The sequence below is a fragment of the Vibrio sp. 5S239 genome (assembly GCF_041439575.1).
Taxonomy (GTDB): domain Bacteria; phylum Pseudomonadota; class Gammaproteobacteria; order Enterobacterales; family Vibrionaceae; genus Vibrio; species Vibrio kanaloae.
In genome coordinates, this window is sequence record NZ_JBGOOM010000004.1 from 38579 (window position 1) to 57862 (window position 19284).

Consider the following 19284-nt stretch of genomic DNA (forward strand, 5'->3'; position numbering starts at 1 on the left):
ATATGCAAACACTGTTTGATCAGGTATTTGCAAATGGCGTGCTCCTTGTGATGTGGGGAGCACTGCTTTTTCATTTAATTTTACCTATCCCCCATGCCGCACACCCCACGACCTTATGGCATAAGTTTGCTGAGCTTTTAGCAAGCAAGGTTAATAACAACCACAACTATTCCCAAAGTTTAATCTCAGGCACATTAGCCTGGGGGTTAATGGTACTGCCGACTCTGGTTATTCTCTTGGCACTGCAACCATTGGTTTGGCAAGCTCAACTGTTTGAATTGGCACTGTTATTACTCGCGATTGATTGGCGCAATAATGAAAAGCTGACTAAGCAACTGATTAAAGCGATTGGCCGAGAAGATAAAGCGGCCGCTCGTCAGTTACTGGCCCCAATAGTCAATCGTCAAACCGAATCACTTTCGTCACTTGGCCTAGGCAAAGCCGCCACAGAAACCATCATCATGGGTTACGCTCGTAACGTAGTTTGTGTGTTGTTCTGGTACGCCATTGGTGGTGGAATCGCCGCGTTAATGTATCGCCTTGTGGTCGAGTTAGCTCGAGCTTGGTCGCCAAGTCGCAAGCAATTTTCTCCATTCGGCTCAACCGCTATCAAGATAGTCGCTATTCTCGAATTCATACCGATGCGTTTGTTTGCTTTGATGATCGTATGTGGTGATAAAGCAACGCACACATTTAAGATGATGCTAGTCCAAAGTCGCTCTTGGCCACTACCCGGCCCTGCCTGGTTAATCACGGCCGTTGGCAACAAGCTTGAACTATCATTGGGTGGCCCTGCGATTTACAACAACACCAAAGCCATTCGCGCAAAATTAGGCGGCAGAATCGCACCGTCAACTCTGCATCTATCTCAGGTTCAGAAACTGCTATTTGGTCGCATCACTATCTGGATACTTTTACAAAGCCTAGCCTTATTATTTATTCACCAAGGGATTTAGAGTGAAATCTTCAGCACTTGTTACAAGCCTTACTATTTTGTCTTCCAGCTTATGGCTGCCTTTATCATTTGCAAAAGAAGCATCACTGACTCCAGAAAAAGTACAACCAGCTCAACGCGTGGTCAGCCTTGCTCCTCACGCCACTGAACTCGCGTACAGTGCAGGTTTAGGTAATAAGCTTGTTGCGGTAAGTGAGCGAAGTGATTACCCACCACAAGCAGACAAGCTTGAGAAAGTGGCGAACTACCAAGGTATTAAGGTTGAGAAAATCATCGCACTGCAGCCAGATCTGATTCTTGCGTGGCCTTCTGGCAACCCGCCCAGAGAACTCGCAAAGTTAGAGCAGTTTGGATTTAATATTTACTACTCTAAAACCAAAAGCCTAGACAGCATTGCGACCAATATTGAACAACTAAGCCAATACTCCAGTGATCCGAGTATTGGAGAGAACAATGCTAAGCAATACAGAGAGCAGCTCAACGCGTTGAAACTAAAATATAAAGATGCCGAGCCTGTAAACTACTTTTATCAGCTTAGTGAAAAGCCGCTCATCACTGTTGCTCAAGGGCATTGGCCAAGTGAGGTGTTTGAGTTTTGTGGTGGTCACAATATTTTTGAAAACAGCGCCTCTCCTTATCCGCAAGTTGGTATTGAACAAGTTGTACTAAAGAAACCTGAGGTGATCTTCACCTCTCAGCACGCCATCGAGAATGGAACCATGTGGCAAACTTGGGAAGAGGAGATTCCGGCGGTCGCTCAAGATCAGATTTGGTCACTCAATTCTGACTGGATCAATCGCCCGACAACCAGAACTTCAAAAGCGATTCAACAAGTGTGCGATTTCTTCGATAGAGCTAGGCAAAATCGCTAACTATTTGCTGCATTTTTTCGTACAATTCGCCACCAACGTCAATACCTATAATTTCAACCAATAAGAGCACCAGTATCATGGACTCCATGCTGCTTTATATTATCGATTTATTTGGCACTGCCATCTTTGCTATTTCTGGCGTTTTTGTCGCAGGCCGTCTTAAGATGGATCCCTTTGGCGTCGCCGTTCTAGGCAGCGTGACCGCAATTGGCGGCGGCACTATTCGTGACATGGCATTGGGTGCGACTCCCGTTTTTTGGATCACTGATACCACCTACCTTTGGGTCATCATCACTACCTGCTTGCTGACCATGATTATTGTAAGACGTCCAAAACGTCTGGCTTGGTGGATATTGCCGGTATGTGATGCGATTGGTTTAGCGGTGTTTGTTGGCATTGGTGTAGAAAAAGCGCTTATCTATCAAGATTCAGCACTAGTGGCCATCATCATGGGTGTCATCACCGGCTGCGGTGGCGGTATTATCCGTGACGTGCTTGCCCGTGAAGTGCCAATGATTCTAAGAAGTGAAGTCTACGCGACCGCTTGTATCATTGGTGGCGCTTTCCATACCATGGCGATCAGCATGGGGCACGATTCAGAAACTGCATTTCTGGCCGGCGTGTTCTCAACGTTATTGATCAGGCTTGGCGCCATTCGTTGGCATTTATCATTGCCGACCTTCGCCATCAAATAAGCTATCGTTACAAAGTGAAAGGCTCCGCAAAGGGGCCTTTTTTAATCCGGTTTCAAATCACTGATACCCTCGATTTCCACTCTTCAAAGATCCCTTCTTTTCCTAACACTCAATTTAGTTAGTCCATTAGCTCATTAGGTTAGTAATGTTTTTTGTTTACTTATCTAATCCACAGGCTATATTAATAAACAAATAGCTTTATAAACAATTTTATTTACTAACATTGGCAAAAGGGAGTTCAAGATGAGTATTGGTAAAGTGGGCATTGTTTTTTCTCTAAGAATGGAGCAACTAAGCAAGTTGCTGAGACAATCGCTGAAGGCATTAACAATCAACAACCTAACTCAGTACTCCTTGTCGAAGTGCTATCTTCTGAAGTGGTCGAAGGAAGGTATGACAATGATGATAAGCTCAAGTCATTAGAGGACTGTGACGCCATTATCTTTGGCTCCCCGACTTACATGGGTTCACCAGCCGCACAGTTTAAGAGCTTTATGGATGCAAGCAGTGATAGCTACTGCAATAAAGCATGGCGAAATAAACTCGCAGCGGGTTTTACCACAGGTGGCAGCCTTAACGGTGAGCAGCAACAAACCTTGTTGAGCTTTTTTACTCTGGCTTGTCAGCATGGCATGATTTGGGCAGGGCTTGATATCTCAAAGCACATTGATGACTTAGGTTTGAATCGCACAGGATCAAGCATAGGTTTGGTTGCCAGTGAAGATGAGACAGCAGATAGCACCAATAATCACATTAACAGCAACGATCTTCAGACTGCTTTCTATTTCGGCCAACGCATCGTAAGTCTAGCAAAGAGAACCGAACTAACTTACTAATTAACTAACAGGCTAGTTTCAAAGCTCCTAGCTTGTTTGATATCTATGAGCTCAAGACTAGAGAATGAATGCTGTTTGAGGTAAGTTGAAACAATCATTCCCAACTTTCATGAATATAACCAATGCTACTCGAAGGAATCGAAACTCTACTGGTATTGAGTAAAGCAAAGACCATGAGCCGTACAGGCAGTTTGCTTTATATCAGCCAATCAGCGGTCAGCAAACGGATTGCGAATTTAGAAAGGAAGCTAGGTAAAAAGCTCATTGAACCGAGTGGCCGACAGATCAAACTGACGCCGGATGCAATTGCACTAGTCGAGAGTATCGGCCCTGCATTCAACGAGCTTCGTGGCCTTATTTATGAACAGCAAGAGTTGGAAGATACCACTCTCATCACTTTAGATAGCTCTAAGTCTCTGATAGCGGGCTATCTAGGTGAGATGATGGGGCAATTTATCAAACAAGATAAACACATCACCATCACCACCAACCATACCCCAAGAATCATAGAGCGCGTACAATCTGGCAAGGCAACCTTGGGGTTGTGTGCTGGTTTACTGCCGCCACATCATGGATTGATGACCTTCCACCTGTTTGATGAGCCGTTTTACATTGTAAGTAAGCAGTCGCTCACGGCACTTCCTCCATTGGTCATTACCAACGATATGACGAACCCAGCCAACTCTTATCAATTATCTGTGCTTGCAAAATTCGATATCAAACCCTTAATGGAGATGGATGCCTACACCGCAGCAGCGCAACTTGCATTAGGTGGAGCGGGGCCGGCTTTAATCCCGCTCTCTATCGTAAAAACACTCAATATTGAGTCTCAATACCTGTATAGTTTCCCAGAATTAGCAGGCTTAATTCGACCAATTCATATCTGTGTGAGGCCAAATAGCTATCACTCTCCAAGGGTTAAAACAGTGATAGAATCGATTGTTGATGCTGTTCCCAAAGCAGTTTAGACGCCATTAGCATCGACATTACGATCACAAGGGGGCGAATCCACTTCTGCCCTTTTGTCACTACCACTTTAGCGCCGAGCTGAGCGCCCATAAAGCCACCGACCGCCATCACTAATCCTAACTCCCAAATAGGCAAGCCAGCCAAGATAAAGAAGATCAATGCAGCAATGTTCGAGGTGAAATTAAGTACCTTGGTGCGAGCTGTAGCATCAACCAAAGAGAAATGCCCAATGACGACAAAGCAAACCGTAAAAATAGACCCCGTACCTGGGCCAAAGAACCCATCGTAGAAACCCACACCACCGCCAATACACAGCGCAAACATTGCCTCAGAGATCTTTTGCTTACCTTTAGAAACCGTTGTTGGAGGTGCAAGCAGAAAATAGAGAGAGATAGCAATAAGCAACAGTGGGATAACACTCGTCAGTAAGCTTGCATCTATATATTGGACTAATTCAGCCCCAATAGCCGAACCAATAAAAGTGCAGATGATCGCAAAACGCATCTCTTTAATACTGACGATACCATTGCGCACGAAATACCAAGTCGCCGAGAAGCTACCAAAAGAGCTTTGAAGTTTATTAGTAGCAAGGGCCTGTGTCGGTGGGACACCCGCCGCGAGTAATGCAGGTAAAGTTAATAAGCCACCGCCGCCAGCCATCGCATCAATAAAGCCAGCCACCGTTGCGACAACAAACAAAATAGCCAATATTTCTAGAGTGATTTCCATATACTCAATGCCTTAAAATTCCGTATAACGACAACTTACCACCCTAAGAAAGCGATCAATAACGAAACACAAGATTTTAACCTATTCCAAATTTTCATCATTTAATCTAATGCTAATCACAATAAGTGAGTGTTCATAAATCGAGTGGGAACAGACTTGAGAATAAAACGGAAATTATCGAGATTTTTAACAAACTAGGGAGAACAGTTGCTTACTACGATAGGTATAAACAGGATGGCAAGCATAAAAAAACCCGCTCTTCAGTTCAGAGCGGGCCTCTACTTTCGTTTAATCTAGTCGATTAAGCTTCGTTCGCTTTTACTTGAGCATGTAGCTCTTGAACTGAAATGACTGACGTCTTCGCATCTGCAGTGTGCGCCATGCAAGTCGCGAATGCAGCGTTTAGCGTAGTCGTGTAGTTAACTTTTTCAGCCAATGCGCCACGACGAAGAACTTTAGAGTCTTCAATCGCTTGACGGCCAGCTGCAGTGTTCACGATGTACGTGTACTCGTTGTTCTTGATACGGTCAAGAATGTGAGGACGACCTTCGTGTACCTTGTTAACTAGACGTGGGTTGATACCCGCTTCGCCAAGGATAACCGCAGTACCATGTGTTGCGTCTAGCTGGTAACCAAGCTTAGATAGCTTAGATGCTAGGTCAACAACACGCTCTTTATCGCCTTCACGAACAGAAAGAAGTGCACGGCCGCCTTCTGGGTAGATGTTGCCACAACCCAATTCGGCTTTAGAGTATGCTTCTGCAAACGTCGCGCCAACACCCATAACTTCACCAGTAGAGCGCATTTCTGGGCCTAACAGTGGGTCAACACCTGGGAACTTGTTGAATGGAAGTACAACTTCTTTCACCGAGTAGTAAGGTGGGATGATTTCTTTGGTAAAACCTTGAGACTCTAGCGATTGACCCGCCATTACACGAGCGGCAATCTTAGCGATTGGCGCACCAGTTGCTTTAGATACGAATGGAACCGTACGTGCTGCACGAGGGTTAACCTCGATTAGGTACACTTCATTATTCTTCACAGCAAACTGCGTGTTCATCAGACCACGAACACCCAATTCGAACGCTAGCTTTTCAACTTGCTCACGCATTACGTCTTGGATTTCTTGGCTTAGCGTGTAGGCAGGAAGAGAACATGCTGAGTCACCTGAGTGAACACCCGCTTGCTCGATGTGCTCCATAATACCGCCGATAACAACGCGTTCACCGTCACAAATCGCATCGACGTCGACTTCAACAGCGTCATCTAAGAAGCTATCCAGTAGTACTGGAGATTCGTTTGACACACTTACTGCTTCGTTGAAGTAACGACGTAAATCTTGCTCGTCGTATACGATTTCCATCGCACGACCACCAAGTACGTAAGAAGGACGTACAACAAGTGGAAAGCCGATTTCGCGAGATTTCTCTACCGCTTGCTCCATTGTTGTTACTGTCGCGTTCTCTGGCTGAAGTAGGCCTAGACGGTCTACAGCAACTTGGAAACGCTCACGGTCTTCTGCACGGTCGATTGCGTCTGGGCTAGTACCGATGATTGGCACGCCAGCCGCTTCAAGAGCACGAGCCAGTTTAAGTGGCGTTTGACCACCGTACTGAACGATAACGCCTTTTGGCTTCTCAACGCGAGCGATGGCTAGTACGTCTTCCAGGGTGACTGGTTCGAAGTACAGACGGTCAGAGGTATCGTAGTCTGTAGAAACGGTCTCAGGGTTACAGTTAACCATGATAGTTTCGTAGCCATCTTCACGTAGTGCTAATGATGCGTGTACACAACAGTAGTCAAACTCAATACCTTGGCCGATACGGTTTGGACCGCCGCCTAGAATCATGATCTTGTCTTTGTCTGTTGGGTTCGCTTCACACTCCTCATCGTAAGATGAGTACATGTAAGCCGTATCTGAAGAGAACTCAGCCGCACACGTATCTACACGCTTGTATACCGGGTGAATATCGTATTGGTCACGCATACGACGGATTTCGCTTTCTGCGACTCCTAGAATCTTAGATAGTCGCGCATCTGCAAAACCTTTACGTTTAAGCTTGATTAACTCGTCTTTATTTAGACCAGCAAAACCTTTCGCTTTCAGTTCTTGCTCAAGATTTACGATATCTTCAATTTGAACTAGGAACCAACGGTCGATTTGCGTTAGGTTGAATACACCATCTACCGACATACCCGCACGGAATGCGTCAGCGATGTACCAAATACGCTCTGCGCCAGCTTCTTTCAGTTCGTGACGGATAGTCGTTAGCGCATCTGGTGCGTCTAGGTCTACCATTTCGTCAAAACCAGTCGCGCCAACTTCTAGGCCACGAAGTGCTTTTTGTAGAGATTCTTGTTGGTTACGGCCGATAGCCATCACTTCACCAACCGACTTCATTTGCGTCGTTAGACGGTCGTTAGCGCCTGCAAATTTTTCGAAGTTAAAACGAGGAATCTTAGTGACTACGTAGTCGATTGTTGGTTCGAATGATGCTGGTGTTGCGCCGCCAGTGATGTCATTCATTAGCTCGTCTAGCGTGAAGCCAACAGCCAGTTTCGCGGCAATCTTAGCGATTGGGAAACCTGTTGCTTTAGATGCTAGCGCAGAAGAGCGAGATACACGTGGGTTCATCTCGATGATAACCATACGGCCATCTTTCGGGTTGATACCAAACTGTACGTTTGAACCACCGGTTTCAACACCAATCTCACGCAGTACTGCTAGAGATGCGTTACGCATTAGTTGATATTCTTTGTCTGTCAGCGTTTGAGCTGGAGCCACAGTGATTGAGTCACCTGTGTGAATACCCATTGGGTCGAAGTTTTCAATCGCACATACGATGATGCAGTTGTCGTTTTTGTCACGAACCACTTCCATCTCGTACTCTTTCCAACCGATAAGTGATTCATCGATAAGAAGTTCGTTAGTTGGAGATAAATCCAAACCACGACGACAGATTTCTTCAAATTCTTCTTTGTTGTAAGCGATACCGCCACCAGTACCACCCATAGTGAACGATGGACGAATGATACAAGGGAAGCCAACCATGTCTAAAACTTTGTAAGCTTCTTCCATCGATTTAGCTGTATCAGCAGTTGGACACTCAAGGCCAATTGCTTTCATTGCTTTATCGAAGCGTGAACGGTCTTCTGCTTTATCAATAGCGTCAGCCGTTGCACCAATCATTTCAACACCGAACTCTTCAAGAACGCCGTGCTTTTCTAGGTCTAGAGCACAGTTCAATGCCGTTTGGCCACCCATAGTAGGTAGAACGGCATCAGGCTTCTCTTTAGCGATGATGTTACGCACCACTTCCCATTGAATAGGTTCGATGTAAGTTGCATCTGCCATCTCTGGGTCAGTCATGATTGTCGCTGGGTTCGAGTTTACAAGAATAACTCGGTAACCTTCTTCGCGAAGCGCTTTACAAGCTTGAGCACCAGAGTAATCGAACTCACATGCTTGGCCGATAACGATCGGGCCAGCACCTAGAATAAGAATACTTTTAATGTCAGTACGTTTTGGCATTGTCTACTACTCCGGATTAAGCTGTGTGCTGTTTAATTAATTCAATGAAGTGGTCGAATAACGGCGCTGCGTCTTCTGGACCTGGGCTTGCTTCAGGGTGACCCTGGAAGCTAAACGCGGGTTTGTCTGTACGGTGAATACCTTGTAGAGAACCATCAAACAGTGATTTGTGCGTTGCACGCAATGTCTCTGGAAGGGTTTCTTCGTCAGCTGCAAAGCCGTGGTTTTGCGAAGTAATCATCACAACATCACGATCTAAATCTTTAACTGGGTGGTTCGCACCGTGGTGACCAAACTTCATCTTCACAGTCTTAGCACCTGACGCTAGAGCAAGAATTTGGTGACCTAGACAGATGCCGAAGATCGGTAAACCTTTTTCTAGGAACACTTTTGTAGCTTCAATTGCGTAAGTACATGGTTCTGGATCACCAGGGCCATTTGAAAGGAAAACACCGTCTGGGTTCAGCGCGAGTACTTCTTTAGCAGAAGTTTCAGCAGGAACAACCGTTAGGCGGCAGCCGCGGTCAACAAGCATTCGTAGGATGTTTCGTTTTGCGCCGAAGTCATAAGCAACAACGTGGTATGGCAATTCAGAGTCGGCTTTCGCTTCAGGAAGTCCACCCGTAAGCGTCCACGAACCTTGTTTCCATTGATACGCTTCTTTTGTTGTAACTTCTTTCGCAAGATCCATACCTTTCAGGCCAGGGAATTCTTTTGCTTTAGCTAGAGCTAAAGCTTCGTCTAGGTTCCCATCGTTTACTGAAGCGCCTGCTACGATACAACCGTTTTGAGCACCTTTTTCACGAAGAATACGCGTCAGCTTACGAGTATCGATATCAGCGATACCCACAACGTTTTGCGACTTAAGGTAATCAGAAAGGGATTTTTCATTACGGAAGTTAGAAGCGATAAGAGGGAGATCGCGAATCACAAGGCCTTGAGCATGGATTGAAGAAGATTCTTCGTCTTCGGAATTGGTTCCGGTATTGCCAATGTGAGGGTAAGTAAGGGTAACGATTTGTTGAGAATAGGAAGGATCAGTGAGGATTTCTTGGTACCCCGTCATCGAGGTATTAAAAACGACTTCACCAACTGCAGAACCTACAGCGCCAATGGCTTCACCGTGAAATACTGTCCCATCTTCTAGGACGAGTAGTGCTGACTTCTTCAAGACAACCTCCAGAAATAAAAATGCATTTAAATTGACTTAATTTGCAAATATACCTTCCTGCAACACCAGAAACTGCGTGTTTATGGAAATTAGACAAATTGGCGGTATTTTAGTGATGCACGTGATACGTGTCAACATTTAACGTAAAAGAAATTAAACATTTATATAAGCTAATTCAACTTTTGCCACCAAAGCTTCAAAAGTTCAACTTTAATGCCCGTTTAGTTCGAATATTAAGATTTTCTAATCTTTACCCTTCATTTTTACCAATCATATAGTGACAAAAACATCACCAACAAAAAGCAATCGATAAACACAAAGAGAAAACCCTATAATTTAGACACCTAAAACAGAAAGCGAATAATACCAGCCAAAAACTACAGTTAAATCATAGAAAAACGACGATAATAAGAAAGTAGAGAGAAACTTGTAAAAGGAGGAATAGCGGAGGGAAAGGTACCAAACAAAGAAAGCGCCGGCAATTGCCAGCGCATAAATATCTATTTATAGGTCATTCAATCCAAGGACATCTGTCATGGTATAAAAGCCTGCTGACTTACCATTTAACCAAACTGCGGCCTTGATTGCGCCATTAGCAAAGGTCATTCGATCTGTGGCTTTATGAGTAATTTCAACTCTCTCCCCGATATCAGCAAACATAGCAGTGTGCTCACCAATGATGTCACCAGCACGAATCGTCGCAAAACCAATCTCATCTTTAGTACGCTCGCCAGTAATACCTTCGCGTGACCATACGGCGACATCATTTAACTCATTACCCATCGCACCCGCGATCGCTTCGCCCATACCAATAGCAGTACCAGAAGGCGCATCAACTTTATGACGGTGGTGAGCCTCAACGATCTCAACATCACAGTAATCACCCATGACTTTAGCGGCCTTTTCTAGCAGCTTAAATACCAGGTTCACACCCACACTGTAGTTAGGTGCCATTACGATAGCGATCTCTTTTGAAGCAGCATCAATCACTCGCTTCTCTTCTTCAGAGAAACCTGTTGTTCCTATGATCAGCTTCTTACCATGACGTTTACAAAGTTCAATATTCGCTAATGTGCTAACAGGCGCAGTAAAGTCGACGATAACATCAAATTCTTCAATCGCTTTCGAGAGGTCATCGACTAGAGCCACATCAAAACGACCTTCACCGCATAACTCGCCGATATCAACGCCGACCAAAGATGATTCTGGTCGCTCTGAGCCAGCACCAACACTTGCTTCTGAATTATGATGAGCGGCTTTCACCAAGTTGCGACCCATGCGGCCCGCTGCTCCTGCAATTGCAATTCTTACCACTGCGAATATCTCCATTGTTTTGGTTACCGTTACCGCTTACCTCTGCAGCAACGTTCATTCGGTTAATATCTTTAAACTAACAACAATCTCAAACTCAGGCTAGCAATTACGAAAACTCTTTTATCACTCGCTCTAAAATTGGCACATTTGCCTCTGGGAAGGCGTATTGATTCAATGATTCTAGGCTTACCCATTCACCTTGTTGACCTTCTTTGCCATAAGGCTGCTCTTCAAAATCGGTCACAAGGATGAAATCGAACTTAAGCGACTTATCGGTGTAATCAAATTCAAGGTGTTCAAACAGAGACTGTTCAGTTACCTTGATGCCAATCTCTTCATCAAGTTCACGAGTCATGGCTTGTTCAATGGTTTCGTCTGCTTCAACCTTACCGCCTGGAAATTCCCAGAAGCCGCCTTTGTGCTTGTCATCAGGTCGTTTAGTGATAAATACCTGCGACTTATCTTGGTTAAAGACAATGCCTGCAACAATATGGATTCTTTTCATTAAGCTTTCCTCAAAATTAGCTTAAAAAAAGAGCCGCCTAAGCGACTCTTTATATTTTCATTGTCAGTTTTTCTGAAGCTAAGCTGTAGTGCTTGAGAGCAAGGCGGTGGCACGGAGCTTACGGTAGTAAGTGAGTACCACCAACGCAGCTATTAAGCGCTACGGCGACGATTCATAGAAACTTAGTTAATCTGACCGTGACACTGCTTGTACTTTTTACCACTTCCACATGGACATGGCTCGTTACGACCCACTTTACGTTCATCACGTACTACCGTCTGTGGAGATGCTGGTTCAGCTTCATCGTCACCTAACTGATTTTCAGCTGTTGCATGTTGTGCTTGTGCACGACGCGCCGCTTCTTCAGCTTGAGCTTGACGTTGAGCTTCCATCTTTTCTACTTCTTCTTGTTGCTGAACGCGAACTTTAGAAAGGATAGTAACAACGTCGGTTTTTAGTACATCTAGTAGGCCTTCAAACAGTTCAAACGACTCGCGCTTGTACTCTTGCTTCGGGTTCTTCTGAGCATAACCACGTAAGTGGATGCCTTGACGAAGGTGATCCATCGCAGCCAAGTGCTCTTTCCAAAGACCGTCTAGCGTTTGTAGCATCACAGACTTCTCGAAGTTACGCAGTACTTGAGCACCAACCACTTCTTCTTTCTGTTTGTAGGAATCAACCGCCATACCAAGAATACGTTCACGCAATGCTTCTTCATAAAGCTTATCGTCTTCATCTAGCCAACCTTGAATATCAAAGTCTAGATCGAAGTCATTCTTCAGACGATCTTGCAGACCAGCGATATCCCACATGTCTTCAAGAGATTGAGGAGGAATGTACTCATCGATCACCGAAGTAAACACGTCTTCACGGTTGTGTTCGATCATTTCGCTGATGTCGTCAGAACTCATCAGTTCATCACGAAGCTCATAAACCACTTTACGTTGGTCATTGGCTACATCATCGTACTCAAGAAGTTGCTTACGAATATCGAAGTTACGACCTTCTACTTTACGTTGAGCTTTTTCAATTGAGCGAGAAAGCATCTTAGATTCGATCGCTTCGCCTTCGTCCATACCACTTTGAATAAGACCAGCCATACGATCAGACGTAAAGATACGTAACAGAGAGTCTTCCATTGATAAGTAGAAACGAGAAGAACCTGCATCACCTTGACGACCAGAACGACCACGTAGCTGGTTATCGATACGACGAGATTCATGACGCTCAGTACCAATAATGTGCAGACCACCTGACTCAAGTACTTTATCGTGGATGACTCTCCAGTCAGCTTTGATCTTATCGATCTGCTCTTGAGTTGGGTTATCTAGCTTATCAACTTGTGCCTGCCAGCTGCCACCTAACACGATATCGGTACCACGACCGGCCATATTAGTTGCGATAGTTACCGCACTTGGCGTACCTGCTTGTGCAACGATCTCGGCTTCCATCTCATGGAACTTAGCGTTTAGAACGTTGTGCTTAATTTTTGCTTTTTTCAGTGCGTTAGACAGTAGCTCAGATTTCTCGATAGAAACTGTACCAACCAGTGATGGCTGACCAGCGGCTACACGGTCTTTAATGTCTTCAATGATCGCATTGAACTTGTCTTCTTCAGTACGATAAACCACATCTGGCATATCGTTACGAACCATAGGTTTGTTGGTTGGAATAACCACTGTTTCTAGGCCGTAAATAGACTGGAATTCGAAAGCTTCTGTATCGGCTGTACCTGTCATACCAGACAGTTTTTCGTACAAACGGAAGAAATTCTGGAAGGTAATCGATGCTAGTGTTTGGTTTTCATTCTGAATCTTCACACCTTCTTTAGCTTCAACCGCTTGGTGTAAACCTTCAGACCAACGACGACCTGGCATTGTACGACCAGTATGTTCATCAACGATAACCACTTCGCCTTCATCAGTAACGATGTAGTCTACGTTCTTCTCAAACAATACATGCGCACGAAGAGCAGCGTTTACGTGGTGAAGCAGGCTGATATTGGTTGGAGAGTAAAGTGTATCCCCCTCTTCCATTAGCTCATTTTTCACCATTAACTCTTCAACAAACTCTTGACCATTTTCAGTCAGGTGAACCTGCTTCGATTTTTCGTCCATGGTGTAGTGACCTTCACCACGGTACTCTTCTGAATCTTCTTTATCCTGGCGCTCAAGGCTAGGAATCAGAGTGTTAATGCGCGTGTAAAGCTCTGAACTATCTTCAGCTGGACCAGAGATGATTAGCGGAGTTCGAGCTTCATCGATTAAGATGGAGTCAACTTCATCGACAACAGCGAAGAAACGTTCACGTTGAACACGATCTTCAGCACGGAAAGCCATGTTGTCACGTAGGTAGTCAAAGCCAAACTCGTTGTTTGTTCCGTATAGTATATCAGCTTGGTAGGCTTCTTTTTTCTCTGGTGGAGCCATGTTTGGTACATTCACACCAACCGTCATACCAAGGAATTCAAATAATGGGCGGTTTGTTTCCGCATCACGCTTCGCTAGGTAGTCGTTCACCGTTACTACGTGAACACCTTTACTTGGAAGTGCGTTTAGATAAGCAGGCAGGGTGGCAGTAAGGGTTTTACCTTCACCAGTTCGCATCTCTGCAATTTGGCCGGCATTTAGAACCATGCCACCAATCAATTGCACGTCAAAATGACGCATGCCGTAAACACGCTTAGACGCTTCACGTACCGTAGCGAAAGCTTCAGGTAGAAGTTGATCTAACGATTCACCTTTATCTAAGCGCTCACGAAACTCAACCGTTTTTGCTTTTAGCTCTTCATCAGAAAGTGCTTCAAACGTTGGTTCGTAGTTATTAATTTCTTTTACAATTTTTCTAAGGCGGCGCAGTGTTCTGTCATTGCGACTGCCAATTACCTTTGTCAGCAGCTTAGTAATCATGTGCTTGGAATCTCTTCGTTCTCAGATCGTCCGCGATCTATTTTAAATGCCGTCAGTCTCTACTAGCTATGAACTAGTCTTCAGTTACTAACCAAGGATACTGAGATAAATCTAGTATCTTTGATATTGTACTTGAGAGTAGAGTTTTCAAGGCTTGAGTTAAAATTAATGCCCCTTAGTGTAAGTAATTTTCACACTAACGACCATTTAGAACACCATTTGTTTGATGTGCTTGGAACTTTTCTTTCTAATTGCTGATGGATTAAGCAAACTACGACCCATTGTCCAGCAATTTCCGTAGGTTAACGACACTGTATCTATTTTCTAGATACAAAAAAACCAGGTCAATGACCTGGTTTTCGAAATCTTATATTATTGTAAACAATAATTACGCTAGAACCATTCCTGGTTCAGCAAATGCAACAGGAGAGCCAGCTTCTTCTTCAAATGTTGCCCACTCCCAAGCTTCTGCGTCAGCAAGTACTGCACGTAATAGTTGGTTGTTTAGGCCATGACCTGATTTGTATGCTCGGAACTCACCAATAATAGCATGTCCACACATGTAAAGGTCACCAATCGCATCCAACACTTTATGTGTTACAAACTCATTCTCAAAACGAAGGCCTTCTTCATTAAGAATTCGGTATTCGTCCAGTACGATAGCATTATCGAAGCTACCGCCAAGTACTAGGTTTTGAGATTGTAGATATTCAATATCACGCATAAAGCCGAACGTACGAGCACGAGAAATTTCTTTCACAAAACCTTGTGAAGAGAAATCAAATAATAAACGTTGCTCGTCAGACTCAATGGCAGGATGGTTAAAGTCGATCTCAAAGTCCATACGGAAGCCGTTAAATGGAACAAATTCTGCCCACTTATCGCCATCTTCAAAACGAACAGGCTTTTTGATTCGAATAAAACGCTTCGCTGTATTCAGTGTTTCTACACCCGCTTGCTGTAGCAAGTATACGAATGGGCTTGCGCTACCATCCATAATTGGAATCTCTGGTGCATCCACTTCAACAATAATGTTGTCGATGCCCATCCCCGCTAGAGCGGCGTTAAGGTGTTCCACTGTAGAAATACGTACACCTTCATCATTAACAAGAGCAGTACATAACATAGTGTCACGAACTGATGCTGGATCAGCTGGGAAATCTACAGGTGGATTTACATCAGTACGACGGTAAACAATGCCTGTATTTGCAGCTGCCGGGCGAAGAGTAAGTGTGACTTTACGACCAGAGTGGAGACCCACACCAGTTGTTTTCACAATTTCTTTCAGAGTACGTTGTCTGATCATCTGCTTGCCTCTTATCAGTGCTACAAATCACGGCCAGTATTTACCGACCGCGGATTTTACCATTAATTCGACTATAGTCAAATTTTGGGTGTTTGCTAGTCAGCCTGACGTCGTAAAAATGCTGGTATATCTAAATACCCACTTTCTTTCTCAGCTTTAGGTGCTGCATTTTGGCTAGCGCCTGAACCTGAAGAAGCCGGTGACGACGTTGTTGGCTGTTGCTTAACTTGAGATTTTACCTCAGTTTTTTCATGCAATGGCTGTGCCACTTTCTCTTCCACTTTTGCTGCTGTTTGAGCAGCTACCTGTGGTTGAGGGGTTGACGCAACTTTAGTATTACCGCCAGCAACCAAAGTAATATCTGGTTTTCTCTCAGTGCCGATACCTGTTGCTACAACAGTTACACGGATTTCATCCGTCATATCAGGGTCTAGAGAAGTACCTATCACTACTGTTGCATTATCAGATGCGAATGCCTTAACTGTATTACCCACAGTTTCGAACTCATCTAGACGCATATCTAGGCCTGCTGTGATGTTCACAAGAACGCCACGCGCACCAGCTAGATCGATATCTTCTAGTAATGGGCTAGAAATTGCCGTTTCAGCGGCCTCTTCAGCACGGTCATCACCTTTAGCGATACCGCTACCCATCATTGCATGACCCATTTCCGACATTACGGTGCGAACATCCGCGAAATCGACGTTAATCATACCAGGGCGAGTAATTAGCTCAGCAATACCTTGTACAGCGTTTTTAAGTACATCATTTGCACTTGCGAAAGCTTCTAGCAGTGTTACGCCGCGGCCAAGTACTTTAAGTAGCTTTTCATTTGGAATCGTAATTAAAGAATCCACATGTTTAGAAAGCTCTTCGATACCTTGCTCAGCAAACGCTAAACGCTTTTTGCCTTCAAAGCTAAACGGTTTAGTTACAACAGCAACCGTTAGTACACCAAGCTCTTTCGCAACTTCAGCAATAACTGGAGCAGCACCTGTACCTGTACCACCGCCCATACCAGCTGCGATAAATACCATATCGGCGCCAGTTAGAACTTCTTTAATTCTTTCTCTATCTTCGAGAGCTGCATCACGGCCTACTTGTGGGTTTGCACCAGCGCCCAAACCTTTAGTGATATCACCACCAATTTGGATCACGCTGCTCACGCTTGTTTTACGAAGTGCTTGTGCATCAGTGTTAACACTGATGAATTCTACGCCTTCGATTGATTCACGTACCATGTGCTCAACAGCGTTACCGCCACCGCCACCAACTCCAACGACTTTAATTACTGCATCGTCAGACATTTCCATCATCGGTTCAAACATGTGTTATCTCCGTTTTTTCCTGCAACTCAGGTTAAAACTCTTTTTGTATCCAATTACGCAATTTGCCAAATAGACCAGACATTGAAGGTGCAGAACGCTTAGGTTCGCTGTAATCACCTTCATCACTGATCTGACAATCTCTTGCGTAATGAAGTAAACCAACCGCCGTAGAATGATACGGCTCTTTAACATAGTCAGTTAAGCCACTAACTTCTAATGGCTTACCAACTCGAACTTGATTGCGGAAAACACGTTCCGCACACTCTACCAACCCGTCAATTTGTGCTGCTCCACCAGTGAGAACGACGCCAGCTGCAAGGTGGTGTTTAATACCTTCATCTCGTAGCTGCAATTGAACCGTATCAATAGTTTGGTTAACAAGCCCCATAAGTTCAGTGTAACGTGGTTCAATCACTTCCGACAAAGTTTGTCGTTGCAAACTTCTCGATGGACGACCACCAACACTTGGGACGTTAACAGAGTCATCCTTGCTTACAAGTTCACTTAGAGCGCAACCATGATTCACTTTTATCTCTTCAGCATCACTTACTGGTGTGCCGAAGGCGAAGGCAATATCACTGGTTACTGCATTTCCTGCGTAGGAAAATACTTCTGTGTGTCGCAGTGCGCCGCCAGTCCAAATGGAAATATCCATCGTACCAGCACCGATATCAACCACACACACTCCAAGCTCTCTCTCGTCTTCAGTAATTACCGCATTACTTGAGGCAAGTCCTGAAAACACGATGTGCTCTACAGTGAGACCACATCGTTCGACAGCTTTAATAATATTTCTTGCCATATCGCTATGACAAGAAATTAGGTGAACACTAACTTCCATTCGAACACCAGACAAACCAAGAGGGTTCTTAATTCCTTCTTGATAATCAATGGTAAATTCTTGTGGAATTACGTGCAGAATTCTCTGCTCATCACCTATTTTAATTGATTTCGCGGTATGGATCGCTCGATCCATATCGTCTTGAGACACCTCTTCATCAGAGATAGTGCCCATGCCTTTTTCAATTCGGCTTGCGATATGCTTGCCCGATAGCGAGATAAATACATTGCTGATTTGGCATTCAGCCATCAACTCTGCTTGATCAATAGCTCGCTGAACCGACTTCACTACCGACTCTAGGTCGTTTACACCACCTTTATCCATACCTCTGGATGGGCTTTGCCCTGAACCAATGATATTGATTTGACCATCAGGCAGTATTTCACCAACCAGAGCTGATATGGTCGCAGTGCCTATATCAAGACCAACGATTATGTTGTCATCTGCGGTCTTAGTCATCTGTGCTCTCTTCTAACCCTTGCTCTGGAAACCAGCCTACAGCGGCTCCCGTATCATACCTGAGGTCAATGTAGCTCACTTGATTCGCTTTACTTCCTAATTCGTTATAAAGCGAAATGAAGCGTTCAACACGCTCATCTAAAGAATCTTTACCTAGTTCTAAACGGATACCGTTATCTAGGATTATTTGCCAAGCACGACGCTCATTGAGAACGAGCGAGGTAACCGTCAACCCTAAACTATTAATCAAAGGGGTTATCTGTCGCCATTTTTCTATTACTACTTGGCTGGTGCCGTCAGGGCCATAAAGCTTAACTCTATCGCCCTTCAAAAGGCCGATATCACCATTAAATACCTGACCATTTTCATTCAGCAGCATGTTGCCATTCCAGATTGCTGCAGCTTGATATTCCGTCAAAAATACTTTTATTGTATCTGGCCACTGTTTACGAATAGAGACAACTGATACCCAAGGCAACGCTTCCAAACTTTCTTGCAATACACCGATATCTTGTGACATGAATGTACCGATATGCTCAATCTCGCTAAATGCATGTTGAACATCACCTGCGGTTACGTAAGTTAAGTCGCCTTGAAGTACTATTTTGGAGAGAGGCAATCGTTGATCGTCCCACATCCAAGTCAGTGTGGTATAGAAAAGAAACCCAATGAATAGCAATACCATTACAAAAAAAGACCCTTCTAGGGCATGTTTCTTGAGCGATGGTAAACTGAATAGGTGGCGGTTTTCGCTAAAAGTACTTTCTACCAAAGCCCGCATTCCCTGTAGTTGGTTCGCAATTCTATTCCCTATCTTCATAATAGAGGTAAAAGTACTTACTTTAACCTATGAATTATACTGA

General features: G+C 44.4%; 14 protein-coding genes and 1 pseudogene. 5 read left to right on the forward strand and 10 right to left on the reverse strand.

The features are described 5' to 3' along the window. Positions 1-2: 2 nt before the first annotated feature. From ACED48_RS04800 to ACED48_RS04820, 5 genes and pseudogenes are all read left to right on the forward strand, one after another. A complete protein-coding gene (locus ACED48_RS04800; protein WP_017056065.1) occupies positions 3-956 on the forward strand; it encodes a cobalamin biosynthesis family protein in 954 nt (317 codons plus the stop codon). 1 nt (position 957) lies between these two features. Beyond that, a complete protein-coding gene (gene btuF / locus ACED48_RS04805; protein ID WP_017056064.1) occupies positions 958-1827 on the forward strand; it encodes a vitamin B12 ABC transporter substrate-binding protein BtuF in 870 nt (289 codons plus the stop codon). Between the two features lie 77 nt (positions 1828-1904). Then, the gene (locus ACED48_RS04810; RefSeq protein ID WP_017056062.1) at positions 1905-2522 is read left to right on the forward strand and encodes a TRIC cation channel family protein; all 618 of its coding nucleotides are present in this window, start codon (positions 1905-1907) and stop codon (positions 2520-2522) included. A 243-nt stretch (positions 2523-2765) separates the two neighbouring features. Continuing rightward, positions 2766-3358, forward strand: a pseudogene (locus tag ACED48_RS04815) (flavodoxin family protein). A 122-nt stretch (positions 3359-3480) separates the two neighbouring features. Beyond that, the gene (locus ACED48_RS04820; RefSeq protein WP_017056059.1) at positions 3481-4326 is read left to right on the forward strand and encodes a LysR family transcriptional regulator; all 846 of its coding nucleotides are present in this window, start codon (positions 3481-3483) and stop codon (positions 4324-4326) included. Here ACED48_RS04820 and ACED48_RS04825 read toward each other — a convergent pair. The 10 genes from ACED48_RS04825 to ACED48_RS04870 form a co-directional block, all read right to left on the reverse strand. Then, the gene (locus tag ACED48_RS04825; protein ID WP_017056058.1) at positions 4277-5056 is read right to left on the reverse strand and encodes a TSUP family transporter; all 780 of its coding nucleotides are present in this window, start codon (positions 5054-5056) and stop codon (positions 4277-4279) included. The genes ACED48_RS04820 and ACED48_RS04825 overlap by 50 nt on opposite strands. Positions 5057-5357: 301 nt before the next feature. Next, positions 5358-8588, reverse strand: a complete 3231-nt coding sequence (gene carB, locus ACED48_RS04830; RefSeq protein ID WP_017056057.1) for a carbamoyl-phosphate synthase large subunit — start codon at positions 8586-8588, stop codon at positions 5358-5360. A gap of 16 nt (positions 8589-8604) precedes the next feature. Continuing rightward, positions 8605-9759 carry a glutamine-hydrolyzing carbamoyl-phosphate synthase small subunit gene (gene carA, locus ACED48_RS04835; protein ID WP_017056056.1) on the reverse strand — a complete coding sequence of 385 codons (1155 nt, stop codon included), beginning with the start codon at positions 9757-9759 and terminating at the stop codon, positions 8605-8607. Between the two features lie 504 nt (positions 9760-10263). Next, complete coding sequence (gene dapB / locus ACED48_RS04840) at positions 10264-11088, reverse strand: 4-hydroxy-tetrahydrodipicolinate reductase (RefSeq protein ID WP_017056055.1); 825 nt, start codon at positions 11086-11088, stop codon at positions 10264-10266. A gap of 91 nt (positions 11089-11179) precedes the next feature. After that, positions 11180-11578: an 8-oxo-dGTP diphosphatase MutT gene (mutT, locus tag ACED48_RS04845; protein WP_017056054.1), complete on the reverse strand. Its 399-nt coding sequence runs from the start codon at positions 11576-11578 to the stop codon at positions 11180-11182. Between the two features lie 182 nt (positions 11579-11760). Continuing rightward, positions 11761-14487: a preprotein translocase subunit SecA gene (gene secA, locus ACED48_RS04850; protein WP_017056053.1), complete on the reverse strand. Its 2727-nt coding sequence runs from the start codon at positions 14485-14487 to the stop codon at positions 11761-11763. Positions 14488-14875: 388 nt separating this feature from the next. Beyond that, positions 14876-15793 (reverse strand): UDP-3-O-acyl-N-acetylglucosamine deacetylase, encoded by a 918-nt coding sequence (gene lpxC, locus ACED48_RS04855; RefSeq protein WP_017056052.1) that lies wholly within the window; start codon positions 15791-15793, stop codon positions 14876-14878. Between the two features lie 95 nt (positions 15794-15888). After that, on the reverse strand, positions 15889-17121 hold the full coding sequence (gene ftsZ / locus ACED48_RS04860) for a cell division protein FtsZ (RefSeq protein WP_017056051.1): 1233 nt from the start codon (positions 17119-17121) through the stop codon (positions 15889-15891). A gap of 31 nt (positions 17122-17152) precedes the next feature. Then, the gene (gene ftsA, locus ACED48_RS04865) at positions 17153-18421 is read right to left on the reverse strand and encodes a cell division protein FtsA (RefSeq protein ID WP_017056050.1); all 1269 of its coding nucleotides are present in this window, start codon (positions 18419-18421) and stop codon (positions 17153-17155) included. After that, positions 18414-19193 (reverse strand): cell division protein FtsQ/DivIB, encoded by a 780-nt coding sequence (locus ACED48_RS04870; RefSeq protein ID WP_029626943.1) that lies wholly within the window; start codon positions 19191-19193, stop codon positions 18414-18416. Before ACED48_RS04870 ends, ftsA begins: the two co-directional genes overlap by 8 nt. Between the last annotated feature and the right edge of the window lie 91 nt (positions 19194-19284).